General features: G+C 32.5%; 7 protein-coding genes and 2 pseudogenes. 8 read left to right on the top strand and 1 reads right to left on the bottom strand.

The window, feature by feature from the left end; translation table 11 throughout:
- Positions 1-76: 76 nt before the first annotated feature.
- On the top strand, positions 77-1,249 hold the full coding sequence (locus AB8B90_RS02850; protein ID WP_405333440.1) for a fructofuranosidase/invertase: 1,173 nt from the start codon (positions 77-79) through the stop codon (positions 1,247-1,249).
- Positions 1,250-1,265: 16 nt separating this feature from the next.
- Here the strand turns inward: AB8B90_RS02850 and AB8B90_RS02845 are convergent, their stop codons facing one another.
- Positions 1,266-3,626, bottom strand: a complete 2,361-nt coding sequence (locus AB8B90_RS02845; RefSeq protein WP_405333439.1) for a DUF5686 family protein — start codon at positions 3,624-3,626, stop codon at positions 1,266-1,268.
- A 164-nt stretch (positions 3,627-3,790) separates the two neighbouring features.
- On the opposite strand from AB8B90_RS02845, the gene AB8B90_RS02840 reads away from it, so the two are divergent.
- The 7 genes and pseudogenes from AB8B90_RS02840 to AB8B90_RS02810 all read left to right on the top strand — a co-directional run.
- The gene (locus AB8B90_RS02840) at positions 3,791-6,085 is read left to right on the top strand and encodes an NADP-dependent malic enzyme (RefSeq protein ID WP_405333437.1); all 2,295 of its coding nucleotides are present in this window, start codon (positions 3,791-3,793) and stop codon (positions 6,083-6,085) included.
- Between the two features lie 64 nt (positions 6,086-6,149).
- Positions 6,150-6,731: pseudogene (ruvA, locus tag AB8B90_RS02835) on the top strand (Holliday junction branch migration protein RuvA).
- A gap of 5 nt (positions 6,732-6,736) precedes the next feature.
- Positions 6,737-14,236 (top strand): cell surface protein SprA, encoded by a 7,500-nt coding sequence (sprA, locus tag AB8B90_RS02830; RefSeq protein WP_405333443.1) that lies wholly within the window; start codon positions 6,737-6,739, stop codon positions 14,234-14,236.
- 58 nt (positions 14,237-14,294) lie between these two features.
- Positions 14,295-14,675, top strand: a complete 381-nt coding sequence (gene gcvH, locus AB8B90_RS02825; RefSeq protein WP_405333435.1) for a glycine cleavage system protein GcvH — start codon at positions 14,295-14,297, stop codon at positions 14,673-14,675.
- A gap of 4 nt (positions 14,676-14,679) precedes the next feature.
- Positions 14,680-15,033 (top strand): VanZ family protein, encoded by a 354-nt coding sequence (locus tag AB8B90_RS02820; RefSeq protein WP_405333434.1) that lies wholly within the window; start codon positions 14,680-14,682, stop codon positions 15,031-15,033.
- A 62-nt stretch (positions 15,034-15,095) separates the two neighbouring features.
- Positions 15,096-15,821 carry an energy transducer TonB gene (locus AB8B90_RS02815; RefSeq protein WP_405333432.1) on the top strand — a complete coding sequence of 242 codons (726 nt, stop codon included), beginning with the start codon at positions 15,096-15,098 and terminating at the stop codon, positions 15,819-15,821.
- A 113-nt stretch (positions 15,822-15,934) separates the two neighbouring features.
- Positions 15,935-16,122 (top strand): annotated as a pseudogene (locus tag AB8B90_RS02810) (hypothetical protein); the annotation flags it as partial.

The following is a 16,122-nucleotide window of genomic DNA, read 5'->3' as shown; positions in this document are numbered from 1 at the left end:
AATGTTGGAAGATTACCTGATAACATCAATATACTTTCTAAATTATTATAGTATTTAACTCTAAAATTGGACGAAAATGAGCATGGCATATGACAAATCGATTGAGCTATTGTTTAATTGTTCTTCAGATGATGGATTTTTAGCAAGTGCACAAGATATTTCAAATTATAAAAGAGTTTGGGCGCGAGATGGGGTAATTTGTGGTTTAGCAGCTTTAGCATCTGGGAATGATAAGCTTATTGAAACTTTTAAAAAAACGTTAGAAACTTTAGCAAGGCATCAGCATAAAATTGGCACAATTCCTTCAAACGTTAGTATTCAGAATAGTAATGTGGAAGTCAGCTATGGTGGTTTAGCAGGACGAGTAGATGCCATAACCTGGTTTGTTATTGGAGTTTCTCAATATGCGTATTTTAATGAGGATCTATCATTTATAGAAAAATACAAGTCTAATATTGAAAAATGTTTTACACTTTTAGATGCTTGGGAGTTTAACAATAAGCACTTACTGTATGTGCCTTTGTCAGGTAATTGGGCAGATGAATACATTACAGATGGTTACGTGTTGTATGACCAACTTCTTAGAATATGGGCTTTAAAAAGTTATAATTCCTTTGCGAAAAGCGATAGTATTTCAAATAAGATTGAAAATATAACTAAGCAGGTTCAAATTAATTTTTTTCCAAATTCTAAAAAAGAAAAATTTCATGAAAGAGCTTATAAGGAAATTAAATTTGAAAATTATTTACCCTGTTCTTTCTCTCCTTCCGGATATAAAATACAATTTGATGCCTTTGCGAATTCACTAGCTTTATTATTGAATTTCGGGGATAAAGATTTTCAAGATAAACTGCTAAATTTTACATTTAATCTGGCTTCGGAAACTAAACTAGGTCTGCTACCAGCTTTTTGGCCACCAATAACAGAAAATGATGAAAATTGGAGTTTACTAAAAAATAATTGTAAATACGAATTTAGAAATTACCCAAACGAATTTCATAATGGTGGAAGTTGGGCAATGGTCAATGGTTTTTTTGGTTTAGCTTTATTTTCAAAAAATAAGTTAAATCAAACTGATTTTATTTTAGAGAAAATACATAATGCTAATCAGATGTCTAATTTCTCTTTTTATGAAAATTTCAACACAGATACAAGAGAGCCTAATGGTGTTCCTTATTGTGCTTGGAGTGCTGCTGCAGGAATTTTATTGCATCAAACCAGACATAATAATTTTAAAATTTTAGTCTAATTTTTTATCTAGAAAATTACTTAAACGTAAAACTAGCAGCAAATTTAAATACATAGTTATCTTTAGAATCAGGTAAACGATTATCGCCATAGCGATAAAAGACACCTGCTCCCATTCCTAAATATCCTACATTCAGGTAATTGATTTTTAGGATATTTCTAAGCTCTAAACCTGTTTCTAAAAAGGCTTTGTCCTTAATACCAAATGGAATGATTTGGTGATTTTTAGCTTCACTCAAATTCCCTATTCCAATGTTATTATGTAAGACGACTTCTGGAGTAATTCTTCCTTTATTATTGAAGAGCATCCCAAAATTATGGTTAGTAAATAAGTGAACATATTTATCTGATACAAATTCATAAGGGTCTAATGTCTGAAAATGATTTTCAAAAACATACGGGAAATTCTTGTTGTTACTACCTTCTCCTGTAAATAATTGACCGTAAGGTATTGATGCGTCTATATAACCAGCATCAATTCTGTATGTTGTTTTACCTAAACCTTTTGTTTTGAAACTATCGTCCATGGTAAAACGAATTTTATTGTAATTAAAATCACTTTCAAATACATTAGCCAAACCTCTAGAATAGCTTAAATTGAAGATAGGATCATCACTTTCTAATCGAGTAATGGTATTAAACATATTGGTTAATTTCTCATTTACAAAATAGCGAATCCCTAAATTGATTTCTGTGTTTTTGTATTTAGTTACAGGTCGATTGTTATCTAGAAATTGGTAATCATAAAGAGGTGTTATTGAAGCTGTGTTAAACCCAATTGTCCAATCGATATTTCTGTAAACCTTCATGTATGTTTTAAAGCTAAATGCTTTTATATTATCCATCTGTTCAGCAATCATATTTCTTGGGTTAAATAGTTTGGTAGAATTATTAAAATAGGATCGTCCAGTTTCTTTAAGATTGTTTTCATATTTAAAAGACATCTTTATATCCTTATTACTTGGAAAATCTATCAATAATTCTCCACCATATTTCCATTCGTGATCTTTAAAACCATATCCTGCAAATCCACCAATAGATACATGATTAAAAATATCGTCATTGGTATAAACACCAGCACCTAGTCTTAAACCCTCATATTGATTATAACTTACAATTTTAGTGAGATCGAGATCAACATATTTAAATGGAACTCTACCTTTTGCTAAGTCTTCTGAAATAGTAGCAATTTTGTCGAAATTTGCAGTTTCTCCAATACTATCAATAAACACATAAGTTCTATTTTCCTTTTTGCTGAGAGAATCTTGACGAATTTCAGTCCAAAACCCAACATCCTTTTTTACAGCTTCTTTATCCATTCCTTTAGGAATTACGGCGAAATCTTTTTTTGTAAGCGGAACATCAAGTTCAACATTAGACAAATAGCTCTTGCCTACATATTTAAAAATACCGACGTTTTCTCCAATATTAATTTGAAAGTTTAATTGCTCAGGAAACCAATGATTATCATTTATGAGTTTGTATTTCTGCTGAATAGAAGTCGTTATTTTTCCTGAGTTATACGTCGTTGCATCCACACTTTGAACCGCATAATTATTAGAATTAATATATATTAAACCTTTAAGACCTTCAAAGTTCCGATTGGAATTTGGTTCAAATGAAATTGCAAAAATAGTATCCTTACCTCTTAAATATTCTTCCTTTAGTCTGAATTTATATTTTTTAGTACTTCCTTTCGAAATTGGATTTAAATAGTCTGTTTCAAATAAAGTAATATAATCGTCATAAAAGGAAAACGGCTGAATTGTATTTGCTAAAAATGCAAAATTTGGCGATTTAAAACCTGATGTCTTGGTTGCAATAATGCTATCTTCAGAGTATCTTGGTTTAAGATATTTACGTTGAGCAACAGTCTCGGTTATAAACAAATAAGACGATTCAAGAAAATGATCAACCTCATTTAGTGTGTCTTGTTTAATCTCCAAATCTTCAGCATCTACAAATATTTTATCATAAGATGTATAGGTGAAAGAATTTAAGTTTTCAGGATTATTTAATTCTTTATTTGCAACAGCATTTCTTATGATGCGATGTGCTGGATTTTCAGAATTTGTAATCACAACTTCATCTAGAGTACTTATGCTTTGTTTTAGAAAAATTGTTTTCGAATTAAAAGTTGAAATGTCTAAGACCTTAGACTCATAACCTACATAACTAATTGTAATTGTAGTGACCTCATTTGAAACACCAAACACACCATCAATGTCCGATATAGTGCCACTGTAGATATCGTTGTTAAAAATGATATTTGCAAATGCAACAGGTGTTCTTGTCTCGAAGTCAAGAATTGTAAATGTGCTATTTTGCGAGTAACTTTTTAAAGCTAAAAACACAAGCAATACAAACAGTTTTTTCATACAGAAAATTATGGTTGATTATTCTTACAAACGTAACAAGTAAAAATATAGTATTCTATTTTAAAAATGAATATTTGAAGTTCTTTTTTAAGAGAGCCTTTATCTTAAAACCGTTACATTTGTAGCTTAATTTATTTTCAGGTCGTAACTTAATATTTGATTCCATGAGCAAACAGAGTAAAAGACGAGAAGCCTTAATATATCACGCAAAACCTAAACCAGGTAAAATTGAAGTGATTCCTACAAAAAAATATGCCACACAGCGTGATCTGTCTTTGGCTTATTCACCTGGTGTTGCTGAGCCTTGTCTAGAAATTGAAAAAGATAAAAACAATGCTTATAAATATACTGCTAAAGGAAATTTAGTTGCAGTAATTTCTAATGGAACTGCTGTTTTAGGTTTAGGTAATATTGGACCTGAAGCTTCTAAGCCAGTTATGGAAGGTAAAGGCTTATTGTTTAAAATCTTTGCTGATATTGATGTGTTTGATATTGAGGTAGATACTGAGAATATTGAAGAGTTTATTCAAACAGTTAAAAATATTGCACCAACTTTTGGTGGTATAAATCTTGAAGACATAAAAGCACCTGAAGCGTTTGAAATTGAAAAACGATTAAAAGAAGAGTTGGATATTCCAGTAATGCATGATGACCAACATGGAACAGCAATAATTTCTGCTGCAGCTTTGATAAATGCTCTAGAAATTGCTGAGAAAAAGATTGATGAGGTTCAAATTGTAATAAGTGGAGCTGGAGCTGCAGCTATATCTTGTTCAAGACTATATCAGGCCTGTGGAGCTAAGCGTGAAAACATGGTGATGCTCGATAGTAAAGGTGTTATTAGAAACGATCGTGATCACCTTACGTCACAAAAGGCTGAATTTGCTTCACATAGGAAAATTGATACGCTTGATGAAGCTATGGTAGATGCCGATGTGTTTATTGGCTTGTCTAAAGCTGATATAGTAACACCAAGTATGTTAAAAGCCATGTCTCCAAATCCAATCGTGTTTGCAATGGCAAATCCAGATCCTGAAATAGGCTATAAATTAGCAATCGATACTCGTGAAGATATCATCATGGCTACTGGCCGAAGCGATCATCCTAATCAAGTAAATAATGTTCTCGGATTCCCTTTTATATTTAGAGGAGCTTTAGATGTTAAAGCAACCAAAATAAATGAAGCGATGAAAATGGCTGCTGTAAAAGCCTTAGCCGATTTAGCCAAAGAACCTGTTCCAGAGCAAGTTAATATTGCTTACGGTGAGACAAGATTAACTTTTGGTAGAGATTATATTATTCCAAAACCATTTGACCCAAGACTGATTGCTACAGTCCCACCAGCTGTTGCCAAAGCTGCTATTGAAAGTGGAGTGAGTAAAGAACCAATAGAGGATTGGGACAGCTACGAAGAAGAATTATTACAACGGTTAGGTTCAGATAATAAGATAGTGAGATTACTTCATAATCGTGCTAAATTAAATCCAAAGCGTGTCATTTTTGCTGAAGCAGATCAATTAGACGTTCTTAAAGCGGCTCAGTTTGCTTATGATGAAGGGATAGCAATTCCAATTTTATTAGGAAGAAAAGAAGCCATCTTAGCATTAATGGAAGAGATTGAATTTGATGCAGATGTTGAAATTATAGATCCAAAGTCTGATGAAGAAATAGAGCGTAAAAACAAATATGCTGAGGTCTATTGGAAAAACAGAAAGCGACATGGCGTTACTTTATTTTCTGCTGAAAAAGTGATGCGTGAACGAAATTATTTTGCAGCTATGATGGTTAATGAAGGAGATGCCGATGCTTTAATTTCTGGATTCACGAGAAGTTATCCATCAGTTGTAAAACCAATGTTAGAGCTTATAGGTCTAGCTCCAGGAGCAACCAGAATAGCTACCACTAATGTGATGATGACTAAACGTGGACCAATGTTCTTGAGTGATACGTCCATTAATATTAATCCGTCAGCTAACGATTTAACTCGAATTGCTCAAATGACAGCTAAAGTGGTTAGAATGTTTGGGATGGAACCAGTAATGGCAATGACATCATATTCTAATTTTGGGTCATCAAAAAATCAAACAGCAACTAAAGTTCGTGAAGCTGTTGAGTATTTACATAAACGCCATCCAAACTTACTAGTAGATGGAGAATTACAAACTGATTTTGCTTTAAATAGTGAAATGCTACAAGATATTTTCCCATTTTCAAAATTAGCTGGAAAGAAAGTAAATACGCTTATTTTCCCTAACCTAGAATCAGCAAATATTACATACAAACTATTAAAAGAGTTGAATAAAGCAGATTCAATTGGTCCAATAATGATGGGAATGCGTAAACCTGTGCACATCTTACAATTAGATGCCAGTGTTGAGGAAATTGTAAATATGGCAGCAATTGCAGTTATTGATGCACAACAAAAGGAAAAACTTCAAAAAGAGCGCTTAAAACATTAGCAAAACATCACCTTTGAAATGCAAATAATTTTATTACATTTGAGTTTTTAACCGAAGCTAATAAATGATTACGCATATTCAGGGGAAATTAGTAGAGAAAAACCCAACAGATGTTGTTATAGATTGCAATGGTGTTGGTTATTTATTGAATATATCATTACATACTTTTTCTCAAATTCCCGATCAAGAAAACCTTAAACTGTATGCGTATTTAATTGTACGTGAAGATGCACATACCTTGTATGGCTTTTCTTAAATTTCTGAACGTGAAATTTTAAAACTTTTATTGTCTGTAAGTGGTATTGGAGCTAGCACAGCTAGAACTATGTTGTCATCATTAACACCACAACAAGTTAAAGAAGGCATTGCCCATGGTGATGTTGGTTTGATTCAATCTATTAAGGGAATTGGAGCTAAAACTGCCGCAAGGGTTATTTTGGATTTGAAGGATAAAGTTTTGAAGGTTTATGACATTGATGAACTTTCTGTTAATAAAAACAATACAAATAAAGATGAAGCGTTATCTGCTTTAGAAGTTCTCGGATTTGCCAAAAAGCAATCCGAACGCGTTTTAGATAAATTATTGTCTCAACAACCAGATGCAAATGTAGAAACCCTTATAAAGGACGCATTAAAAAACTTATAAATTTGATTACAACAACTAACTATACTTTGCTTAAATCTTTACATCGCTTTCTCTTGATTCCAATTATGGTATTGGTTAGTACAGTTGCTTTGTCTCAGCAAGTGCCAGCAACACAAGACACTACAGCTACGCCTAAACCAGGGTTTTCACTCGGAAACATGAATATGCCTAATCCACAAAGTATTGTTTCAAAATACACATATGATCCTGTAACAGACCGATATATTTACACAGAGTCAGTTGGTAAATTTAATATTAACTATCCTATTATCTTAACACCAGCAGAGTTTCAAAAGCTAGTTTTGCAAGAGCAACAGCAATTGTACTACAAGCAAAAAATTGATGCTGCAGATGGTAAGAAAGATGGAACAGAAGACGAACAGAAAAACCTATTGCCTGAATTTTATGTGAATTCTGGGTTTTTTGAAACCATTTTTGGAGGTAATACAATAGAAGTGATTCCTCAAGGTTCTGTAGAAATGGATCTAGGGATTCTGTTTACAAAACAAGACAATCCTACTTTTTCACCAAGAAACCGAAGCAATTTTACATTTGATTTTGATCAACGTATTAGTTTGAGTTTACTAGGTAAAGTTGGAACAAGATTACAAGTGACAGCAAATTATGATACTGAATCTACATTCGATTTTCAAAATTTAGTGAAGTTAGAATATACGCCAACTGAAGATGATATTGTTAGAAAAATTGAAGTTGGTAATGTAGCAATGCCACTTAATAGTTCATTAATTACTGGAGCTCAAAGTCTTTTCGGTGTAAAAACCGAATTACAATTTGGAAAAACAAGAGTGACTGCTATATTTTCTGAACAACGCTCTCAATCACAATCTGTAACAGCTCAAGGAGGAGGAACTTTAGAAGAGTTTGAGTTTTTTGCTAGAGATTATGACGAGAACAGACACTTTTTCTTATCGCAATATTTTAGAAATAATTATGATGAAGCCATGCTTCGTTATCCATTTATAAACAATAATATTCAAATTACCCGTGTAGAAGTTTGGGTAACTAACCGAAGTAACCAAACACAAAACATACGAAATGTAGCTGCATTTCAAGATTTGGGTGAATCAGAAATAATAGGATTGAATAGTCCACCACCTGGATTTGTTAATGTTGGCGATAATCAACCACCTGATAATGGAAATAATGATTTTGATCCAACTAATATTGGTGGGCCAGGTTCATTGTTATCACCATTAGTTAGAGATATTACAACGGTTGAGCAAGGAATTCTTGTGCCAGCAAATGAAGGCTTTGACTTTGGTAAATTGGAAAACGCTAGAAAATTACAGCAAGGTTCAGATTATCAATTACAACAACAATTGGGTTACATTTCCTTAAACCAACGACTTTTAAATGATGAAATTTTAGCTGTTGCATTCCAGTATACTATTGGAGGTGAAGTTTATCAAGTTGGTGAATTTGCAAATGATGGTGTCAACTCTACAGCGACTAACAATGACGATGATTTAGATGGAATTCCTAATGATGCCGATGTTGATGTCAATGGCGATGGCTCTCCTGACAATGGAACTGATAGTGATGGCGATGGTATTAATGATACAGCTGATGCAGATGTTAATGGTGATGGAGTTATTGATAATGGTACAGATGCCAATGGCGATGGCATTAACGATAATGCAACAGTAGCTAACGGCTCAACACAAAGTTTAGTCGTAAAGATGCTTAAAAGCCCAATTACTAGTGTCGATCAACCAATTTGGGACTTAATGATGAAAAACATCTATGATACTGGTGCTTTTCAATTAGAAAAAGAAGATTTTAAGTTGAATATCTTCTACACAGAAGCATCTCCATTAAATTATATTTCACCAGTAATGTTACCTGATGGTACCACAGTGCCTTTTCCAACATTTGATAACAACTCACCTTTTGATAATACAGATGATGGTGAAATCATAGATACACCATTAATTCGATTATTTCATTTAGATCGATTAAATTTTAATAATGATCCGCAGGCTGGAGGTGATGGTTTCTTTGATTATGTTGAAGGAATGACTGTGTTATCCCAAAATGGAAAAATTATATTTACTAAAGTTGAGCCTTTTGGTCGTTATCTTTTTGATATACTTGATACTGATGGTTCAGGTAATAATGAGGCAGACTATGAACAAGAAACTTATGCCAACCTAAACCAAGAGAAGTACGTTTACGATATTCTTTACAAGGAAACTAAAACAGCTGCCTTAGATGAAGCAGAAAAGAATAAATTTCAAATAAAAGGACGTTATAAATCTTCTGGTAGTGATGGTATCCCACTTGGAGCTTTTAATGTGCCTAGAGGTTCTGTTGTTGTGACTGCTGGAGGTCGTACTTTAGTTGAAGGTGTAGATTATACAGTAAATTATCAAATTGGTCGTGTTCAAATTTTAGATGAAGCACTTAAAGCATCAAACATTCCAATTAATGTTTCCGTAGAAAATAATGCAATTTTCGGACAACAAACAAGGCGTTTCACAGGTGTAAATGTTGAGCATCAATTTAATGAGAATTTTGTCTTAGGTGCAACGCTTTTGAATCTTAATGAAAGACCAATAACACAAAAGGCTAATTATAATACTGAGCCAATCAACAATACTATTTTTGGTTTCAATGGAAATTATTCTACCGAAGTTCCATTTTTAACTCGATTGGTTAATAAACTTCCAAATGTTGATACAGATGTGCCTTCTAACCTTTCGGTTAGAGGTGAATTTGCTTATTTAGCACCTGGAGCTCCAAAAGGTACAGATTTTAATAATGAAGCAACAGCTTATGTTGATGATTTTGAAGGTACGCAAGGCGCGATCGATTTATTGGCACCTCAGTCTTGGGTGTTATCAAGTAGACCGAGAGAATTAGGTAAAATGTATCCAGGTTTTAATGGTGAAGATGAAAACGGTTTACAAAATGGTTTTGATAGAGCTATGCTTAACTGGTATACAATTGATCCAATTTTTTATAGTAATCAAAGACCAAGTGGAATCACTGATGATGACGTTTCTAATTTATATACAAGACGAATATTTATTGATGAATTATTCCCTGAAGTTGATGTAGCACAAGGTCAACAAACGGTTATTAATTCTTTAGATTTAGCATATTATCCAACAGAAAGAGGGCCATATAACTTTGATCCAGGTGCTACAAATGGAACTATAGATGCTAATGATAGTTGGGCTGGTATTACAAGACAAATCACATCTACAGATTTTGAACAAGCTAATGTAGAGTACATTGATTTTTGGATTCAAGATCCTTTTTTAGATGACACAGTTCCAGCTCAAGGAGGAAAATTATTTATTAATCTTGGAAATATTTCGGAAGATGTATTAAAAGATGGTAAAAAACAATACGAAAACGGACTTCCAGAAAATGGTGATATTAGTAGTTTAACACCAACAAGTTTTAATACTGTTGTGCCAAGAAATCAATCTTTGATTTACACATTTTCAACGAGTGGTGAAGAACGTGACAATCAAGATGTTGGTTATGATGGTTACGACGATAATGAAGAGGCAACATTGATACCTAATGGAGCATCATTTGGTGAAGATCCTGCTAATGATAATTATACTTATTATCTAAATACAGATGGAGATATCTTTGAGCGATACAAACGATACAATGGTTTACAAGGAAATACTCCAGATGAATTTTCAGACACCAATAGAGGTTCAACTGCACAACCAGATGTAGAAGATATTAATAGAGATAATACAATGAATACGATTGATAGCTATTTCCAATATGAAATAGATATTACACCGAGTTCATTAGCTCTTGGCACAAACAACCCTCAAATTAATGATGTAAAACCTAGAACCGTTACACTCCCTAATGGTGATGAGAGAAATGTAACTTGGTATCAATTTAGAATACCAATTTCAGACCCAACAGAAGCTATTGGTGGTATTTCAGATATTCGTTCAATTCGTTTTGCAAGATTATTTCTTAGTGGTTTTCAACAACCAAGAGTGTTACGATTTGGAACGCTTGATTTAGTAAGAAGTGATTGGAGACGATATACATTAGCATTAGATGATGAGCCAAATAATGATAATGACAATACAGATCTTAGTGTTGGAGTTGTTGGTCTTCAGGAAAATGACGGTAATTATGTCTTACCTCCTGGAGTTGAGCTGGAACAACTTAATAATAACAATAATATTATCAGGCAGAATGAACAATCTTTACAAGTTGAAGTTTGTGAATTAGAGCCTAGAGATTCTAGAGGTGTTTTTAAAAATATTAATATTGACATGCGTCAGTACAATAAACTACGAATGTTTATTCATGCTGAAGAGGGTGAAACAGGGACTTTAGTTGATGGTGATCTAGTTGGTTTTATACGAATGGGTAATGATTTTACTGAAAACTATTATCAAATTGAAGTGCCTTTACAAGTGTCTTCAGATCAGCCTAGTGCTGAGAATATTTGGCCAGAAGTTAACGAGATTAATATAGAGCTAAATGTTCTAGAACAAATAAAATCTTTAGGTATTGCTAATGGAACTTTAGCAAATGAGGATCCTACTTTTTACGATTTGTTAGATGGTGAGCTTACTCAGGTTGGAGAATTTGATACACATACTATTGGTCAACAAAGAGTATCTATTAAAGGAAATCCAAATTTTGGAGATGTAAGAGTACTCATGGTAGGATTAAAAAACCCTGATAACAATGGCATGAATGTTTGTGGTGAAGCATGGTTCAATGAACTTCGTTTGTCTGACCTAGACAATGAAGGTGGTTGGGCAGCTGTAGCTGCTGTTGATGCTAATTTTGCAGATTTTGCAGATATAAGTGCGACAGGAAGGAAAAGTACTATAGGTTTTGGTTCTGTAGAACAGCGTCCTAATGAACGAAGTAGAGAAGATGTTCAACAATTTGATATTGTAACAAATATGAACTTGGGACAACTACTACCAAAAAAATGGGGAATTCAAATTCCTTTTAATTATGGTATTGGTGAAGAAATTATAACACCAGAATACGATGAATTTTATCGCGATATAAAATTAGAAACTCAACTAGAGAATACTAATAATAAAGATTCAATTCTTAACGTGAATGAAAGTTATACTAAACGACAGAGTATTAATTTTATTGGTGTTAGAAAGAATAGAACTACTGAGAAAAAACCACGTTTTTACGATGTAGAAAATTTAACCTTTAACTACACATACAACAAAACTGAACACAGAGATTTTGAGATTGAGAATTCCTTAGATCAAAATGTTAGAGCAGGTGTTAATTACAATTATAGTTTTGAACCTAAAAGTATCGAGCCATTCAAAAAGAACGATTCGTTATTTAGAGGTAAATACTGGAAAATACTTAAAGACTTTAACTTTAACCCAATACCAACGAGTTTTTCTGTAAATACAGACATCATTAGGCAATTTAATAAGCAGAAGTTTAGAGAAGTTGATCTAACAGGAGATAATATTGGTCTAGAGGAACTGTTTAGACGAAATTATAATTTTAACCTTCAGTATGTCATAAATTATAATTTAACCAAAGCATTGAGTCTAAACTTTACGGCTTCAAATTCAAATATTGTCAGAAACTATTTTGTTGATGATGTAATTAATGGAAGACAGAATCCAAACTTAGATGTTTGGGACGGTTTCTTTGATTTAGGAGATCCGAATATTCAAAATCAGCAACTTCAAATTAATTATGAAATACCATTGTATAAAATCCCAACATTCAGTTTCTTAAGAGCTACTTACTCTTACACAGGTGATTTTCAATGGCAAAAAGGTTCCGATTTAAACGAGAATCTGCAAATAAGAGATCCAAACGACCCTAATAAAGTTAATACTTTTAATTTAGGTAACTCTATTCAAAATGCAAATACCCATAATATCAATTCAACATTGAATATGGAAAACCTTTACAAATATGTCGGACTTGTAAAAAAACCAGTTGGTGGAGCTAAAGGTGGAAGACGAAGTGGTGCAGTTCCTCAAGGACTTAAATCAAAAGATAGTAAAAGTGAACAAAAAAGTAAGGACGGAAGTAATGCAGTTGACAATGGAACTAACACAAAAAGTAAAGTAGCCGCTGGAACAAAAATTTTAAATGGAGCGATAGATTTGTTAACTAGTGTAAAACGAATTCAGATTAATTACTCTGAAAATAATGGTACCTTTTTGCCAGGTTATTTACCAACTCCAGGATTCTTAGGAACAATAAAGCCTACTTTAGGATTTACCTTTGGAAGTCAAGCTAATATAAGGGATAGAGCAGCCCGAAATGGTTGGTTAACCATTTATGATCAATTTAATCAACAATATACTGAAGTTACTACACGAGTTTTAGATGTATCTGCTAATGTTGAGCTTATTAAAGATTTAAAAATTGACATTACAGGTAATAGAACATATTCTGAAAATTTAACCCAAAACTTCAATACCACAGATTTAAATAATGATGGTTTAAGTGATAGGTATAATAGACTACTCACCAACTCATTTGGAAATTTTAGTATTTCAACAGCTTTAATTAAAACTGCTTTTAGTCCAAGTGATGAAACTCAATCCGCAGCTTTTGATGATTTTAGGGCAAATAGATTAATTATTGCAAATCGTTTAGCAAGAAATTTTTATGGCACAGAAAACTTTGCACGTGATGGTGAAGGATATCCATTAGGTTTTGGTAAAAATAACCAAGCAGTATTATTGCCATCATTTTTAGCAGCTTATAAAGCACAAAGTGCAGATAAGATTGGTTTGTCAGCTTTCAGAGATATTCCAATTCCAAATTGGCAACTGAAATATACTGGTTTCATGAAAATGAAATGGTTTAAAAAGAATTTTAAACGTTTCTCAATTACACATGGATACAGATCAAGCTATACTATTAATCAATTTAGAACTAATTTGGACTTAGAACCAGGAGATTTACAACCAGGAGTAGATTATAATAATCAAGAGCTAGATAAAGTAACAGATCAGTCAGGAAACTTTAAAAACACAACACTATTTAGTAATATCAATTTAGAAGAACAATTCAGTCCATTATTTAGATTAGATTTTGAAATGAAAAACTCAGTTAAGATATTAGCTGAAATGAAGAAAGATCGAATTTTGTCTCTAAGTTTCGATAATAACCTTTTAACGGAAATTCAAGGAAATGAATACATCCTTGGATTGGGTTATCGATTCAAAGATGTGCGCATAAGATCTAAATTAGCAGGACCTAGACAAGTCATTAAAAGTGATTTAAATTTAAAAGCTGATGTTTCCGTTAGAAATAACAAAACAATTATAAGATATTTAGATATTGAAAATAATCAGATTACTCAAGGACAAACAATTTGGGGAGCTAAGTTTGCAGCCGATTATGCGTTTACTAAAAACTTGACAGCAATCTTCTATTTTGATTACACATTCTCTGAATATGAAATATCAACTGCATTTCCACAAACTACAATACGTTCTGGATTTACATTGCGATATAATTTTGGAAATTAATCCAGTAAATTAAATCAAAAAAATTATTTTTGTAAGCATAATAACTATAACTAACAAGATGAATATACCATCAGAATTAAAATATACAAAAGACCACGAGTGGATAAAAATAGAAGGCGATATAGCAACTATAGGAATTACTGATTTTGCTCAAAGTGAATTAGGTGATATTGTATATGTTGAAGTTGAAACAGTTGATGAAACACTTGAAGTTGAAGAGGTTTTTGGTACAGTTGAAGCCGTAAAAACAGTTTCAGATTTATTCTTACCACTCTCAGGTGAAATTACAGAATTTAATGAATCATTAGAAGACGAACCAGAAAAAGTTAATTCTGATCCTTATGGTGAAGGGTGGATGATTAAAATGACATTTTCTGATGCATCAGAAGTTGAAAATTTACTTTCAGCAGATGATTACAAAGCTATTGTTGGTTCTTAAACGTTTGTCGCTACCTATTTTACTGCTATACACAGTAGTATTGACATATGGTAGTTTGACTAATGTTAGTGGGATCCCAAAACTTGGGTTTTCTTTTGATGATAAAATTTATCACTTTTTAGCTTATGCAGTTCTTACACTGTTACTTTTTAATTACGTTATAACGACTACTATTAAACATAAAATTTTTAAATCTGTCACAGTTGCAATTGTGTATGGCATTATTATTGAAGCATTACAAGCAACAGTAACAGACTTTAGAACACCAGATTATTACGATGTAATTGCTAACAGTCTTGGTGCAGTAATCATGATGTTATTGTTGTCAATGTTTAAAGATAAACTAAAGTTAAAATAAAAAATAGCTTGCTTTTTTAACATATTTTTGGTTAATTTAGCAGTCCTAATACATAAAAAGATATGGAGCCTAAAAAGAATACAAAATCAGATGTGAGCAGAAATGCATCACTCTACTTTGCTGTAGGTCTTGCGTTAATGATGACATTAACCTATTTAACTATTAATTATAAGTCATACGATAAATCTAATATTGATATTGGAATGGTTGATGTTGATGACGAATTAGAAGAAGAAGTTCCAATTACCCAACAAGAAATAATTCCACCTCCACCTCCACCTCCACCTCCAGTAGTACCTGAGGAAATCGAAATCGTAGAAGATGAAAAAGAGATTGAGGAAACGGTTATAGAATCTACAGAAACTGATCAAGAAGAGGAAATTGTTGAGGTTGAAGAGGTAGTTGTAGATGAGGTTGAAGAAGATATTGAAGTCCCATTTGCTGTTATTGAAAATGTACCAATCTTTCCAGGATGTGAAAAGAAAAAAGGAAATGCAGCTAAGAAACAATGTATGTCTGATAAGATTGCAAAGTTTGTAAACAGAAAATTTAATACAGAATTAGCTAGTGATCTAGGTTTAGAGGGAAAACAGCGTATTAGCGTTATCTTTAAAATTGATAAAAGTGGTAATATTACAAATGTAAGAGCAAGAGCTCCTCATCCAGGTTTAGAAAAAGAAGCAAAGCGTGTTATTGGATTACTTCCAAAAATGCAACCAGGAAAACAACGTGGTAAAGCGGTAACTGTACCGTATTCACTGCCAATATTATTCCAAGTACAAGACTAAAGTACTCTCAAATACAATGATATTCAAAATCCCATCTAATTACTTAGATGGGATTTTTACTTTGGTATGCTTATTGTGATTTTATCATAATATTAACATTAACATTTAGTATTATGAAAAATTTAAAAAATCCGCACAGTATTGCTGGTCAGAGCAATGCCAAAGTGCAAAAATCACAAAAGCATGACGCAAATTTACAAAAAAACTCAATGCTCTATTTTCAAATAGGGCTTATTCTATGTTTATTGGGTACTTATGCTTTATTCGAAATGAAATTTGAAAAAAGAGAATTCGTTATTCC

The organism is Psychroserpens sp., assembly GCF_045105015.1.
GTDB lineage: Bacteria > Bacteroidota > Bacteroidia > Flavobacteriales > Flavobacteriaceae > Psychroserpens.
This window is presented reverse-complemented; position numbering and strand designations above follow the sequence as displayed.

Excerpts from the sequence above, each read along its gene's own strand:
- AB8B90_RS02815 (WP_405333432.1), top strand. The coding sequence starts at position 15,096 with ATGGAGCCTAAAAAGAATACAAAATCAGATGTGAGCAGAAATGCATCA.
- AB8B90_RS02850 (WP_405333440.1), top strand. The coding sequence starts at position 77 with ATGAGCATGGCATATGACAAATCGATTGAGCTATTGTTTAATTGTTCT.
- AB8B90_RS02840 (WP_405333437.1), top strand. The coding sequence starts at position 3,791 with ATGAGCAAACAGAGTAAAAGACGAGAAGCCTTAATATATCACGCAAAA.
- AB8B90_RS02845 (WP_405333439.1), bottom strand. The coding sequence starts at position 3,626 with ATGAAAAAACTGTTTGTATTGCTTGTGTTTTTAGCTTTAAAAAGTTAC.
- gcvH (WP_405333435.1), top strand. The coding sequence starts at position 14,295 with ATGAATATACCATCAGAATTAAAATATACAAAAGACCACGAGTGGATA.